This is a genomic window from Brevibacterium mcbrellneri ATCC 49030, from assembly GCF_000178455.1.
Lineage (GTDB): Bacteria > Actinomycetota > Actinomycetes > Actinomycetales > Brevibacteriaceae > Brevibacterium > Brevibacterium mcbrellneri.
This window is the reverse complement of record NZ_ADNU01000019.1, coordinates 22,817-36,896: the sequence shown is the minus strand read 5'-3', so window position 1 is coordinate 36,896 and position 14,080 is coordinate 22,817. Positions and strand designations below refer to the sequence as shown.

Sequence of the window (14,080 nt, the reverse complement as noted above, 5' to 3'; positions counted from 1 at the left end):
CCGTCATCCCCTCGGATGTGAAGTCCCGGAGCATCGCTTAAGCGGTGGGCCGGGACTTTTGCTTTGTGTTGTGTTGGGCCCTAGGGTCGTGCACTCCAGAGTCCCGCGCAACAGTTCCTGTTTGGTGCGCGCCAAAATGTGCGTAAACCTGGGGTAAACCATTAGACTAATCAGTTGTGTTCTGCGGGAGAATTGCCCGCGTAAGTTTTAACGAGAGGTAAAAAGTGAAGAGCTCCGTCGAGAAACTCGACCCAACCCGGGTCAAGCTCAGCGTTGAAGTACCGTTTGCCGAACTCAAGCCGAGCATCGACGAGGCCTACAAGCAGATCGCTCGTCAGATCAACGTGCCTGGATTCCGTCGTGGCAAGGTACCAGCAAAACTGATCGACCACCGTGTTGGCCGCCCTGTTGTTATGCAGGAAGCAGTGAACAACAGCCTCGATGACTTCTTCCGTCGCGCAGTCGAAGAAAACAATGTCGAACCCCTGGGCCAGCCTGAAGTAGAGGTTTCAGAAGTCCCAGGTTTGGACGGAAAAGACGAGGGCGAACTGAAGTTCACCGTTGAGGTCGACTGCGTCCCAGAAGTCGAGCTACCTGAATACTCCGACATCAGTGTTGAAGTTGAGCCTTTCGAAGTCACAGAAGAAGACGTCGAAGCAGAACTCGATGCCCTGCGTAGCCGTTTTGGCACCCTCATCGCGGTAGACCGTCCTGCTGAGAACGACGATTTCGTGACCCTTGACCTGGTTGCCTTGGTCGAGGAAGAAGAAGTGGACTCCGCAACCGACGTTTCTTACCAGGTTGGTTCCGGCACCATGCTCAAGGGCATGGACGAAGCCCTGGATGGGCTGTCTGAAGGTGAAGAAACCAGCTTCGAAACCCAGCTCGCCGGTGGCGAACACGCTGGTAAAGACGCGTTGGTTAAGCTGACCCTCAAGTCCGTAAAAGAACGTGAACTCGCTGAAGCTGACGACGACTTCGCCCAGATGGCTTCTGAATTCGACACGATTGAAGAACTCCGCGAAGACCTCAAGGAAACGGCAAAGCGTAACAAAGAGCTCGAGCAGGGTGTGGCAGCGCGCGACAAGGTCTTGGAAGCACTCCTTGAAAAGGTCGACGTGCCTGTTCCAGCCAAGCTTGTCGAAGCTGAAGTCAACCGCCACCTGGAAAACGAAAACCGCACAGACGACGACGAACACCGCAAGGAAGTCACGGAAGAAACTGAGCGCACCCTGCGTACCCAGTTCATCCTCGACGCCATTGTGAAGGTCGAGTCGATTGAGGTCTCGCAGCAGGAGCTCATCGAGTACATCATGACTGCTTCGCAGCAGTACGGCATGAGCCCTCAGGACTTCATGCAGGCTCTTGGGTCACAGGGGCAGGTCATGGCTCTTCAGGCAGATGTTGCACGTCGTAAGGGACTCGCAAGCGTTCTGTCCGAAGCGAAGGTTGTGGACACGGAAGGTAATGAAGTCGACATGACAGCCTTCACCACCCCAGAAGCTGACGAAGAAGAAGTTGCTGAGGCTGTAGCCGAAGCTGAAGAAGCTGTTGAAGAAGCAGAAGCTGCTGAAAACGCACAAGCAGAAGAAGGCGGCGACAAGTAAGTCGCTACAGCTACAGAGCCCGTCACGTACGCAAGCCGTGTGTGGCGGGTTTTCTGTATCCCACCTCGGCCGTACTCTTTCACGCTGATGGCGAACAACGGACATGCTGGGACTAAAACTGACCCCAAGCGGGTTAAAGTTCGTAGAAATTACCTCTATTACGGGAGTGAAACGTGACGAACCACGAATGGACAATGGATGTCCCAGGCTCCGGCATGGGCCTGGACGACCACATCTACAACCGTCTGCTCAAAGAGCGGATCATCTGGCTGGGTTCCGAAGTGCGCGACTCCAACGCAAACGCCATTTGCGCGCAACTGATGCTCCTGGCCGCTGAGGACCCGGAAAAGGACATCTGGTTGTACATCAACTCTCCAGGCGGGTCCGTGACCGCCGGCATGGCGATCTACGACACCATGCAGTACATCAAGCCCGATGTGGGAACCGTGGCAATGGGAATGGCTGCGTCAATGGGGCAGTTCCTTCTGTCGGCCGGTGCAAAGGGAAAGCGCTTTGCGACCCCGCACGCGCGTATTCTCATGCACCAGCCTCTAGGTGGAATCGGTGGTACCGCTACCGACATTAAGATCCAGGCTGAGCTCATTCTCCACATGAAGCGCCAGATGGCCGAAATCACCGCGGAGCAGACAGGCAAGACGGTTGAACAGATCCTCAAGGACAACGACCGCGACCACTGGTTCACCGCAGATGAAGCCCTGGACTACGGATTCATTGACAAAGTGGTAACCCACGCAGCCGACGTTCCAGCAGCTGCATCCAACTGATCGGAGACTTTCATGACACACATTGACCCATGGGCAACCGCTGGAAACATGCCAACGTCGCGCTATGTGATGCCGCAGTTCGAAGAGCGCACACCGTACGGTTTCAAGCGCCAGGACCCTTACACCAAACTGTTTGAAGACCGAGTGATCTTCTTGGGTGTGCAGGTAGACGACACATCGGCCGACGACGTGATGGCCCAGCTGCTTGTCCTGGAAAGCCAGGACCCAGACCGCGACATCACGCTGTACATCAACTCGCCAGGTGGATCGTTCACAGCACTTACCGCAATTTACGACACCATGCAGTACATCAAGCCAGAAATCCAGACTGTGTGCTTGGGGCAGGCGGCCTCGGCGGCGGCGGTTCTGCTGGCAGCGGGTGCGCCTGGAAAGCGTCTTGCGCTTCCGAACGCGCGCGTGCTCATCCACCAGCCCGCTATGCAGGGTCAAGGTCAGGGGCAGGCGTCTGACCTTGAGATTCAGGCGAACGAAGTCCTGCGGATGCGTCGTTGGCTTGAAGAGACTTTGGCTAAGCACTCCAACAAGAGCGCTGACGAGGTCTCCAACGACATTGAGCGCGACCTTTTCCTCACCGCCGAAGAAGCGAAGAACTACGGACTGGTCGACCAGGTGCTCAGTAGCCGTAAAGGCGTGAAGTAATCGCTCAAACGGCGCAAAGCGAACAGAACGGCGCATTACATTGCGTAGTTTTGCTCGCTTTGCGCCGTTTCGCTACCTAACAGCGGTAAGATCTAGCGACACACCGTTAACGGAAAACAGCCAGTGCTAGCGCGTTTATGCAAGCATGGAGCGAGCGAGCGTACTACTCTGGTTATGAGTTCTGTGAAAGGTTGTGACAGTGACACGCGCAGGTGCAGATTTACTTAAATGTAGTTTTTGCGACAAAACGCAAAAACAAGTCCGAAAGCTCATCGCAGGTTCGGGCGTATACATCTGCGACGAATGCATCGGCCTGTGCAACGAAATCATCGACGAAGAACTCAACGCCGGCAAAAAGACCGAAGAGAAGATCGAGCTACCCAAACCACAGGACATCTTCGACCACCTCAACGACTTTGTTGTAGGCCAAGCATCTGCCAAACGCGCCCTATCAGTAGCGGTGTACAACCACTACAAACGCATCAATGCGATGCAATCCGGTGACAAACCGGACGTCGAAATCGCAAAATCCAACATTCTTATGGTGGGACCAACCGGCTCAGGGAAAACCTACGTAGCGCAGACCCTCGCCAAGAAACTCAACGTACCCTTCGCAGTTGCCGACGCCACCTCACTCACAGAAGCCGGATATGTCGGTGAAGACGTCGAAAACATCCTGCTCAAACTCCTTCAAGCAGCCGACTTCGACGTGGAGCGTGCTCAAACTGGCATCATCTACATTGATGAAATCGACAAGATCTCCCGGAAAGCCGAGAACCCGTCCATCACCCGCGACGTTTCCGGTGAAGGAGTCCAGCAGGCACTCCTGAAAATCCTGGAAGGAACCCAGGCATCCGTCCCACCACAAGGCGGGCGAAAACACCCACACCAAGAATTTATCCAGCTGGACACCACCAACGTTCTCTTCATCGTTGCAGGCGCATTCGCTGGCCTTGAAGAGATTATTTCGGCACGCAAAGGCAAGCACGGAATCGGATTCGGCGCTCTCATCCAATCTAAAGAAGACAACGTCAACCACTTCGAGGACCTGCTCCCAGAAGACCTCCTCAAGTTCGGTCTCATTCCTGAGTTCATCGGGCGTGTCCCCGTGATCGCAACACTGGACAACCTTGACCGTGAAGCACTCATTGCGATCCTCACAGAGCCACGCAATGCACTGGTCAAGCAGTACCAAGCCATGTTCAACATGGACGGCGTTGAACTCGAATTCGAGCACGAAGCACTCGAAGCGATCGCAGACCTTGCACTCCTGCGCGAAACCGGTGCACGCGGTCTTCGCTCAATCCTCGAAGAAGTGCTCCAGCCCATCATGTTTGAACTGCCCAGCCGCGACGACATTGAACGCGTCGTCATCACCAAAGACGTCGTTAGCAGCAACGTCGCACCCACCCTCGTTCCTAAAAAGGAACGCAAAAGGCCGTCCCGAAAGACGGCCTAAAGCGAAAACAACCTCGGTCTAATACGTTTCTGCAGGCTGCACCACAACAAACCCCGGCCCGTGAAACATCAGCTGAACCGTCTCGCCCGACTCACGTCCAATAAACGTGCCAATCGAAGCGTCCACCTTAATCTGAGGTGCAAGATTCGCCGACCAGCACACCGCAGCCTGCGGGTCCACATATGTTGGAGTCTGCGAGCAGTCTAGAACCATTGGGTCACCGTAACAGCACACTGACGCGCTGCCTTGCCCGGACATTTCAATGTTGAACAGCCCAGACCCTGAAGCCAGAGCACCCATTCCACCGCGGATACGCTTGATATCCCAGTTGAGGTGCGCATCGAACGCCAGCAACCGTGAAGAGTTCACAGTCAGAGCATCCTGATCGCCCTCCAGCTGCATGAGAAAGATATTCGCAGCGTTCCGCGCGTAAAAAACCTCTCCATGCCCTTCGACACTCATCATGGGCGTGTCTTCGCTGGTCAGCTGCTTCTTGAAAAACTCACCAACCGAACGTGAGCCCTTGTGACGGAACGTCACATTGCCCTGGTACGCAACCATCGATCCCTTCGTCGCAACCATAGGCGCGTCAGGGGTGATGTAGGTGCGCAACATGCGTTTGGACTGTAGAGTCCATCGCTCAGTGTTGTTCTTTTCTTGGTGGATGTCGGCAAACAGTTCACTACGCATAGTGCCTCCGGTGATTACTTTTCTTCGACTGCGAACTCAATGTCAGTGACAGTGGGTTCTGTTTGCGCGTCGTCAACGGTGAGTTCCCACCCGCGAATACGGCCCGCAGCTTCCAAATCGCCTCGTGCGGCCTCTGCCATTGCTACCACGGCTGCGGTGGCGCGCAGAGTCGCTGAGGCGACCTCGGTCTTTTGGGACACCTTCGCTTCAGTCTTGGCGCGGCGAACCTCTGCCAGAATCGTAGCGATGGTTTCCAAGTCCACGCCCGAGGTGTCACCGGCTGTGATTTCGGTGGCACTCGGCCATGTGGTTCGGTGGATAGATCCGTTGTGCCACCACGACCAGACTTCTTCGGTGACAAAGGGCATGAACGGAGCAAACAGGCGCAACAGTGCATCAAGTGCGGTGGCCAGGGTCACGTGAGCAGAAAGCTGAGCCTGCTCGCCCTGTGCACCGTATGAGCGGTCCTTGACAAGTTCGACGTAGTCGTCGGTGAACTCCCAGAAGAACGACTCGGTGACACGCAACGCATGCGCGTAGTCGTACTCCGCAAAGTATGCGCCCGCCTGCTCGATCGTGGCACGCAGCTTCGCCAGAAACGCCTGGTCAAGAGGGTGAGTCACGTGAGCAAAGTCTTGGACGTGACCTGCGTGGACACCTTGCGCAAGGGCAAACTTCGATGCATTGAGTAGTTTCATGGCCAAACGGCGCCCAATTTGCATCTGCGACACATCATAGGCGGTGTCACCGCCCAAACGCGCGCTTGCTGCCCAGTAACGGACCGCGTCGGGACCAAAACCAGGTTTGGTTTCCGCGATGATGTCGCTGGGGACAACCACATTGCCTTTGGACTTCGACATCTTCTTGCGGTCCGGGTCCAGAATCCACCCGGACAGTGCGGTGTTCGTCCACGGGATCGAGCCGTTAATCGAGTTGGCACGAACCACCGTGGAGAACAGCCACGTGCGGATAATGTCGTGACCCTGAGGGCGCAGGTCGAACGGGAAGACCTTGTTAAACAGGTTGTCGTCTGTGGACCATCCACCAATCAGCTGTGGTGTCAGGCTCGATGTAGCCCACGTGTCCAGCACGTCTGGGTCGCCGGTAAAGCCACCTGGCTGGTCACGCTGCTCATCCCTATAACCCTCAGGGGTGTGTGCCTGTGGGTCCACTGGCAACTGGTCGTTGCGTGGAACAATCGGGTCGTCGTAGTCCGGCTGGCCCTGCCCATCGAGGCGGTACCACAGCGGAATCGGAACACCGAAGTAACGCTGACGTGACACTAGCCAGTCGCCGCTCAAGCCCTCAACCCAGTTCTCATAGCGTGAACGCATAAACGCCGGGTGCCAGTCGATCTCGCGACCCCGCGCAATCAAAGCGTCGCGGAGTTCCGCACTCCGTCCACCGTTGCGGATGTACCACTGACGCGACGTGACGACTTCAAGTGGCTTGTCGCCCTTTTCGTAGAACGGAACCGGATGGGTGATCTGCTCAATGGGGCCGGTGAGGTCGCCAGACTCTTCCAGCAGCTCAGCGATTTCCTTCCGCGCGGTGAACGTGGTCTTACCAGCAAGCTTGCCGTACACCTCGGCGGCGTCAGGCTTTGCGGAGTTGGCGATCCATTCGGGAACCTCGCGGCTCAAGCGCCCGTCACGGGTCACCACGGCACGCGTTGGGAGGTCCAGTTCACGCCACCACGTGACGTCGGTGAGGTCACCAAACGTACACACCATGGCGATGCCCGTACCCTTGTCGGACTTCGCGAGTTCGTGAGCCTTGACTTCAACTTCAACACCGAACAGTGGCGACACAACGGTCGAACCAAAAAGCCCCTGGTAACGCTCATCGTCAGGGTGGGCCACAAGCGCTACAACTGCTGGAATGAGCTCTGGGCGTGAAGTCAGAATGACAACGGGCTCACGTGTGGTGTCGGCCAGGCCGTCGGGTCCGGTGGGGAAGAACTTGACCTTGTGGTACGCGCCTTCCTTCTCGCGGTCCTCGAGTTCAGCTTGCGCAACCGCGGTCCCAAATGTCACATCCCACATAGTGGGTGCGTCCTGCGAGTACGCTTGCCCCGCCTTCAAATCGTGCAAAAATGCGCGCTGGGACACGGCACGGGACTTGTCGTCGATCGTGCGGTACGAATAGTTCCAGTCAACTGAGAGCCCCACTGAGCGGAACAGCTGCTCGAACACCTTTTCGTCTTCAGCAGACAGCTTTTCGCACAGCTCAATGAAGTTCAGACGCGAAACAGCAACAAAGTCGCGTGGATTCTTTGCTGGCTTTTCAGGTGGCGTGAAGTCCGGGTCGTAGGGAAGTGAAGGCTCACACTTCACACCGTAGTAGTTCTGTACACGACGTTCGGTTGGAAGGCCGTTGTCGTCCCAGCCCATGGGGTAGAAAACGTTTTTGCCGGTCATGCGCATGTATCGCGCCATGACGTCGGTGTGCGTGTAGCTAAAGACGTGGCCCACGTGCAAAGAACCGGAGGCTGTGGGTGGGGGAGTGTCGATTGCGTAGACCTCTTCACGGGTGGTGTTGCGGTCAAACGCGTAGACCTGTTCCTCACTCCATTTCGCATCCCATTTTTCGGAAAGCCCTTCGAGGGCTGGTTTATCTGGAAGGTGCACCGAGTCGTGTGTGCTTGGGCCGTTATTCATAGCTTTATCTTTTCACCTGGGTTGGGCAAAGGCCAAAGACCTTTAGAGTCCGGAGTTGCGCGCCACCTTGTGCTGTGCCGCTTGTGCGATGGGGCGAATGACCATGAGGTCAACGTTGAAGTGGTGCGGACGCGTCAGCGTGTAGACAACAGCGTCAGCAACGTCCTCGGCCGTCAGTGGGCGCTCAACGCCCTCGTACACTTTGTCGGCAGCTTCCTGGGATCCCAGCCGCTTGAGAGAAAACTCGTCAGTCGCGACCATACCCGGGGCAATTTCCATGACACGGACCGGCTGGCCGGCAAGTTCCAGCCTCAAGGTTTCCGCGACCGAGGTGGTTCCGTGCTTGGCAGCGACGTAACCGCCTCCGCCTTCATAGGCAATATGCCCAGCCGTGGAACTCATGATGCAGATGTCACCTCGGCCGGAGTCGACCAAGGCGGGCAGGAGCGCCTTGACGGCGCGCACAACGCCCAGCACGTTGATGTCGAACATCTTCTTCCAGTCCTCGACGTTGGCGTCCTTGACTTCATCGGTTCCCAGAGCAAACCCAGCGTTGGCCACAAGCGAGTGAACTGGACCTTGGGCGCGTACTTCTTCAGCCATACGCGCAACGTCATCGTCGCTGGTCATATCCGCCACGATGTAGGTGGCACCGGTTTCTTCAGCAAGCGCCTTGAGCTTGTCTTCACGCCGGGCAACTGCGACAACGTCCCAGTCGAGAGCCCGAAGCTGGCGAACGGTGGCGGCACCAATACCTGAGCTGGCGCCAGTGACAACTGCACGTAGTTTCTGATCCGTCATTGGTCCTCCTCTATATACGTCCCACATTACACACGTATACACGTGCTTCTATGCGGTAAGCTAATACCGCTATGATCCGGCTATCACCGGGGAGCATCCGGAAGAAAAGCGGTTGCAAGAAAGCGCAAACACACACGCAGCAAGACAGCATTCGCCCAGTAGAACCGGACGGGTAGGCCCGTAACAGCCTTATGAGCGATCTGTCCTTGCCACCTCGGGAAGAACAGATAAGCGGGGTGGTACCGCGGTGGCCCACTGGCCTTCGTCCTCGCACGGATGACACCGTAAATCGGGTCAAGTGCGAACCACTCGGCCCCTGAAAGTTAAAGGACGCTCATGACCGAAACAACCGGCTCAGAAGCTCACACCCAACGGGTGTACCCCCAGGCGACGACGTTTACTGGAGGACTCACACCCAGCCCTAAATTTCCAGAACTAGAAAAAGACATTCTTGCTTACTGGAACGAAAACAACACATTCCGCAAGTCTGTCGAACAGCGTGACGCAGGCGTTGACGGCGAAAACGAATTCGTCTTCTATGACGGCCCCCCGTTTGCTAACGGTCTGCCACACTACGGCCACCTCCTGACTAGCTACGTCAAGGACGTTGTTCCTCGCTACCAGACCATGCGCGGGAAGAAGGTCGAGCGACGCTTCGGATGGGACACGCACGGTCTCCCCGCTGAACTTGAAGCCATGCGACAGCTGGGCTTAAAAACCAAAGATGAAATCCTGGAGATGGGCGTCGAGAAGTTCAACGACGCCGCCCGCGCCTCCGTGCTCAAGTACACCAACGAGTGGGAAGAGTACGTCAACCGCATGGGTCGCTGGGTCGACTTTGAAAACGACTACAAGACGCTCAACCCCGAATTCATGGAATCGGTACTGTGGGTGTTCAAAACTCTGTACGACAAAGGGCTCATCTACGAAGGCTTCCGTGTTCTGCCGTACTGCTGGTCGGATGAGACGCCGCTGTCGAACCACGAACTCCGCATGGATGAAGAGGTCTACAAGGACCGTCAGGACCCGTCGGTCACCGTTGGTCTGACGTGCTCCGGTGGCCCGCTTGAACGTCTGCACGGCGCTAAGTTCCTCATCTGGACCACCACGCCGTGGACCCTGCCTTCTAACCTTGCGATCGTGGTTGGATCGGACATCGACTACGTGGTTGTGGAGTCCGAGGTGCCAACTGGTACCGCTGAAAGGTACGTGATCGCGCAGGCACGGCTGGCAGCGTATGCAAAAGAACTGGGGGAGGAGCGCACAGTTGTTGAAACGTTGAAGGGCTCCGACCTTCTTGGTCACACATACAACCCGCCGTTTACCTACTACGAAGGTCACGAGAACGCCTTCCGGATTCTCGAAGGAGACTTCGTTACCACTTCGGACGGTACCGGACTGGTGCACACCGCGGGAGCGTTCGGTGAGGATGACTACGTTGTCACCCAGGCTGCTGGAATTGAAGCCGTCATGCCTGTGAACGCGAGCGGCCAGTTCACAGCACCCGTCAAGGAGTTCGAAGGCCTGCAGGTGTTCGAAGCTAACGCGCCACTGATCCGCCAGCTCAAGAACGCCACCAAAAAGGACGGCGAAACTGGATCGGTGTGGGACGGCACTGTGCTGGTCCGCCACGAAACCTACAACCACTCCTACCCACACTGCTGGCGTTGCAAGAACCCACTCATCTACAAGGGTGTGAGTTCGTGGTTCGTTGAGGTCACCAAGATCAAAGACAAAATGTTGGCCAACAACGAAAAGATCACGTGGGTTCCCGACAACGTCAAGCACGGCCAGTTCGGAAAATGGCTGGAAAACGCGCGCGACTGGTCGATTACGCGTAACCGCTTCTGGGGTAGCCCAGTTCCCGTGTGGAAATCGGATAACCCGGAGTATCCACGCCTGGACGTCTACGGTTCGTTTGAAGAGATCGAACGCGACTTTGGTCGCCTGCCCACCGGGCCAGACGGCAAACCGAACCTTCACCGCCCGTACGTCGATGAACTGACTCGGCCTAACCCGGATGACCCCACGGGTAAGTCCACCATGCGTCGTGTCGAAGACATCCTGGATGTGTGGTTCGACTCCGGTTCGATGCCATATGGTCAGGTGCACTACCCGTTTGACAACAAGGACTGGTTCGAACACCACTACCCAGCAGACTTCATCGTTGAGTACATTGGCCAGACCCGCGGGTGGTTCTACACGCTGCACATTCTGGCCTCTGCACTCTTCGACAAGCCGGCGTTCATGGACGTAATCTGCCATGGAATTGTTCTTGGTTCAGACGGGCAGAAGATGTCGAAGAGCCTGCGCAACTACCCGGACGTCAACGAAGTGTTTGAACGCGACGGCTCTGATGCTATGCGCTGGTTCCTCATGTCCAGCCCCATCCTTCGCGGCGGAAACCTCATCGTCACGGAACAGGGAATCCGTGACGGTGTTCGCCAGGTGATCCTGCCAGCGTGGAACGCGTGGTACTTCTTCGCCACGTACTCCAACACAGCTGAGTCAGCTGACGGTGCAGACACGCGCGGTTACAGTGCCAAGAAACGCTATGAATCAAGCCAAGTTCTGGACCGCTACCTGCTGGCCAAAACTCACGATTTCCTGGTGGATTTCCAGCAGGCCATGGACTCCTATGACCTGTGGAACGGTTGCCAGCTGATCCGTGAGTACTTGGACATTCTGACCAACTGGTACGTACGCCGGTCGCGCCGTCGTTTCTGGGACGGCACAGCAACAACGCACGAAAGCTTCGACGTGTTCTACACCTGCTTTGAAGCGTTCATTCGTGCAGCGTCCCCGCTTATGCCGTTCGTTGCGGAAGAAATCTTCCGTGGTCTCACAGGAGAAGAGTCGGTGCACTTGGCTGACTACCCAGACGCCACCTTGTTCCCAGAAGACCAAGACCTTGTAGAGCGCATGGACGCAACCCGTGGCGTGTGTTCCGTGGGATCGAGCCTGCGAAAGGCACAGCACCTGCGCGTGCGTCTGCCTCTGTCCACGCTCACAGTCGCAACCGACATTGAGCTAGGTGAGGACTTCACCTCTATCATCGCTGATGAGCTGAACGTGAAGTCGGTTGACGTGTTGCGCATGAACGAAGCAGCTGAAGCTGGATTCTCACTCGACCACAAACTCACGGTGAACGCCCGCGCAGCCGGCCCGCGCCTCGGGAAGGAAGTGCAAACTGCCATCAAGGGTTCCAAGACAGGCGACTGGTCGGTCAATGATGGTGTTGTGGTCTCTGGCGGGATTGAGCTTGTGGAAGGTGAGTACACCTTAGAAGAGGTCGCCGAGGCGGCACGCGACAGTGTTGTTCTGGCACCTACCGACTCTGGTTTCGTGGCGCTGGATACAACCGTGACGCCTGAGCTGGAGGCGGAAGGTCTGGCACGTGACGCTGTCCGGGCTATCCAGAACATCCGACGTGAACTCGACCTGGATGTCTCTGACCGCATCCGCGTCACCCTCTTCACCGACGACGCAACCGCGAAGGCACTCACCCCTCACCGTTTGCTCATTGCAGGCGAAACGCTTGCTTTGCAGTTCGAACTCAGCACTGACAAAGCAGAAGGAGACGACCTGCACTCCGCTAATGAACTGAACGCGAACATTCGCGTGGTGAAGGCCTAATGGATTTCACGTCTGAATTCGCCCGCGCCCAGGCTCTCCTGCAGGCGCGGGCCGGAGAAATGGAAGTTGAACTACGCCTCGACGCTACGCGCAGGGCGTGCGAGCTTCTGGGTGACATTCACACGTTTGCCCCTGTCATCACAGTGACGGGAACGAACGGAAAAACGTCCACGGCTCGCATGATTGACACGCTGATTCGCGCACACGATCTGCGCACCGGACGGTTTTCCAGCCCGCACATGCAGAACCTGACTGAACGTTTCAGCGTGGATGGCGAACCGGTGAGCGCTGAGAAGTTCGTAGAGATCGTCGACGACATCCAGCCTGTTCTTCACATCGTTGACCAGGAACTGGCCCAGACGGACCGACCGCCTCTCACGTTCTTCGAAGCACTCACCGTGGTTGCGTTCGCCATTTTCGCCGACGCGCCCGTCGACGCCATGGTCCTCGAAGTGGGTATGGGAGGCGAATGGGACTCCACGAATGTCGCCGACGCTCAGGTGTGCGTGTTCACCCCTGTGAGCCTGGACCATCAGCAGTTCTTAGGCGACACTGTCGAAGAGATCGCGCGTACAAAGGCAGGGATCCTCAACCGCAATGTGGACCCTTCGCCTGCCCCGCACCCGGTTGCGGTTGTGGGTCCCCAGGTTCCCGAGGTGGAAGACGTCTTGGCGTCTGAGTTCTCTGACCGCGGTGCTCAGTCCAGGTGGCTTGGTCGCGAATTTGGCTTGCAAAGCCGGGTCAACGCGGTAGATGGCCAAGTGATCCACGTGCGCACGCAACTGGGGGACTACCCCGATCTGTTCCTTCCGCTGCACGGTGAACACCAGGCGGTAAACGCGGCAGTCGCTCTTGCCGCTGTTGAGGCGTTCTTGGGAGCAGAGGATAAACCCTTAAATGCGGAGATCGTTGGCGAAGGCATGAGCGCTGTGACATCGCCTGGCCGCGTCGAGATCCTGAGATCCGAACCCACGGTGATTGTCGACGGAGCCCATAACGCGCACGCGGCGCAAGTTCTCGCTGAAACGGTGAGTGACGCTTTTGATTTCGCCGAGGTCGTCGCAGTGGTCGCAATGTATGCGGACAAAGATCCGCACGGCGTTTTTGAACACGTTCACCGATTTGCTAAGCGTGTGATCGTGACTCAAGCACAGTCTCCGCGGGCGATGGAAGCGGAAGAACTCGCTTCTGCAGCTCGCGAATGGTGGGAAGCAGACGACGTCGTGGTAGAAAACGATATGAATTCTGCGCTTATGAAGGCACTCGATTTTGCACTCGACGAGTCAGGTACAGGTGTCGTAGTCACAGGATCTCTGTCTACGGTTGGCGAAGCACGCACACTTCTTGGACGGAAGGAATGAATGTGAGCCAGCCACTGCCTACGCTCCCTCTGAAGTCGAAGTTGCCAGTCCTGTGCGGCACGATTCTGATTTCCGAAATGTTGGTCGTCTATCTCGCGTTCCTTGTGGGGTACGGGCTTAGGCCTGTATCGCTTACGTGGCTAATTGTGGGTGCGTCCGTGATCACTGTCTTGTGTATCGTCGCCGCCGCAACCTTGCCCCGTAAAGCGCTAGGTTCAGGTATTGGTGTGCCACTGGGGCACGTCGCTCAAGTGTGTGTGCTCCTGACCGCCTTTGTGCTCCCTGCGATGCTCATTGTGGGTGTGATTTTCACAGCCATGTGGGTAGTGGCCGTGTACTGGGGCAGACGGATAGACAGGGAAGCCACAGAATGGGCCAAGGAAGAGATCGCCACAGCCACCAAAAAGAAAAGCTAACCTAG

Annotated in this window: 10 protein-coding genes; 7 read left to right on the top strand and 3 right to left on the bottom strand. The window is 56.8% G+C overall.

Annotation, left to right across the window (positions count from 1 at the left end; translation table 11 throughout):
* Positions 1-224: 224 nt before the first annotated feature.
* From tig to clpX, 4 genes are all read left to right on the top strand, one after another.
* The gene (tig, locus tag HMPREF0183_RS03490) at positions 225-1,607 is read left to right on the top strand and encodes a trigger factor (RefSeq protein ID WP_005882825.1); all 1,383 of its coding nucleotides are present in this window, start codon (positions 225-227) and stop codon (positions 1,605-1,607) included.
* Between the two features lie 194 nt (positions 1,608-1,801).
* The gene (locus HMPREF0183_RS03485; protein ID WP_040347906.1) at positions 1,802-2,392 is read left to right on the top strand and encodes an ATP-dependent Clp protease proteolytic subunit; all 591 of its coding nucleotides are present in this window, start codon (positions 1,802-1,804) and stop codon (positions 2,390-2,392) included.
* Between the two features lie 12 nt (positions 2,393-2,404).
* The gene (locus HMPREF0183_RS03480) at positions 2,405-3,052 is read left to right on the top strand and encodes an ATP-dependent Clp protease proteolytic subunit (RefSeq protein WP_005882823.1); all 648 of its coding nucleotides are present in this window, start codon (positions 2,405-2,407) and stop codon (positions 3,050-3,052) included.
* 199 nt (positions 3,053-3,251) lie between these two features.
* Positions 3,252-4,511, top strand: coding sequence for an ATP-dependent Clp protease ATP-binding subunit ClpX (clpX, locus tag HMPREF0183_RS03475; RefSeq protein ID WP_005882822.1), 1,260 nt, complete (start codon positions 3,252-3,254; stop codon positions 4,509-4,511).
* A gap of 18 nt (positions 4,512-4,529) precedes the next feature.
* On the opposite strand, the gene HMPREF0183_RS03470 is transcribed toward clpX, so the two are convergent.
* Genes HMPREF0183_RS03470 through HMPREF0183_RS03460 form a run of 3 tightly spaced genes read right to left on the bottom strand, consistent with a single transcriptional unit; the run spans position 4,530 to position 8,662 of the window.
* Complete coding sequence (locus tag HMPREF0183_RS03470; RefSeq protein WP_005882821.1) at positions 4,530-5,201, bottom strand: AIM24 family protein; 672 nt, start codon at positions 5,199-5,201, stop codon at positions 4,530-4,532.
* A gap of 14 nt (positions 5,202-5,215) precedes the next feature.
* The gene (gene valS / locus HMPREF0183_RS03465; RefSeq protein WP_005882819.1) at positions 5,216-7,861 is read right to left on the bottom strand and encodes a valine--tRNA ligase; all 2,646 of its coding nucleotides are present in this window, start codon (positions 7,859-7,861) and stop codon (positions 5,216-5,218) included.
* A gap of 42 nt (positions 7,862-7,903) precedes the next feature.
* Positions 7,904-8,662 carry an SDR family oxidoreductase gene (locus HMPREF0183_RS03460; protein ID WP_005882817.1) on the bottom strand — a complete coding sequence of 253 codons (759 nt, stop codon included), beginning with the start codon at positions 8,660-8,662 and terminating at the stop codon, positions 7,904-7,906.
* A 336-nt stretch (positions 8,663-8,998) separates the two neighbouring features.
* On the opposite strand from HMPREF0183_RS03460, the gene ileS reads away from it, so the two are divergent.
* Genes ileS through HMPREF0183_RS03445 form a run of 3 tightly spaced genes read left to right on the top strand, consistent with a single transcriptional unit; the run spans position 8,999 to position 14,075 of the window.
* Entirely contained in the window at positions 8,999-12,298 is a 3,300-nt protein-coding gene (gene ileS, locus HMPREF0183_RS03455) for an isoleucine--tRNA ligase (protein WP_005882816.1), read from the top strand.
* Positions 12,298-13,659: a bifunctional folylpolyglutamate synthase/dihydrofolate synthase gene (locus HMPREF0183_RS03450; RefSeq protein ID WP_005882815.1), complete on the top strand. Its 1,362-nt coding sequence runs from the start codon at positions 12,298-12,300 to the stop codon at positions 13,657-13,659. Before ileS ends, HMPREF0183_RS03450 begins: the two co-directional genes overlap by 1 nt.
* On the top strand, positions 13,656-14,075 hold the full coding sequence (locus HMPREF0183_RS03445) for a DUF4233 domain-containing protein (RefSeq protein WP_005882814.1): 420 nt from the start codon (positions 13,656-13,658) through the stop codon (positions 14,073-14,075). Before HMPREF0183_RS03450 ends, HMPREF0183_RS03445 begins: the two co-directional genes overlap by 4 nt.
* Positions 14,076-14,080 lie beyond the last annotated feature (5 nt).